Source organism: Chitinophaga sp. GbtcB8 (assembly GCF_019091455.1).
Taxonomy (GTDB): Bacteria; Bacteroidota; Bacteroidia; order Chitinophagales; family Chitinophagaceae; genus Chitinophaga.
In genome coordinates, this window is record NZ_JAGXJN010000132.1 from 1 (window position 1) to 284 (window position 284).

A 284-nucleotide genomic window follows, 5' to 3' on the forward strand; every position below is an offset into this window, starting at 1 on the left:
ATCTCTGCCGGAGAAAGTTGTGATCAGCGGCTGGCAGATAGCTGGGCAGCGTATCATGATTTCTATAATAAATATGGCCCCACTGAAGCTACCATCAGTGCAACGATATACCATTATAAAAAGGATAATACAGGACCGGTATTACCGATCGGGAAACCGGTGGCCAATACGCGTTTATACGTATTGGACGAGCGCCAGCAGTTACTGCCAATAGGCATAAGCGGAGAGCTGTACATAGGCGGTGTGGGCGTTAGCCGCGGTTACCTTGGTAAGGACGCGCTGAC

General features: G+C 50.0%; 1 protein-coding gene. It reads left to right on the forward strand.

What is annotated here, in order from left to right; genetic code table 11:
* The coding region (locus KVT36_RS31680; RefSeq protein WP_217607425.1) for an AMP-binding protein at positions 1 to 284 on the forward strand (284 nt) is incomplete at both ends.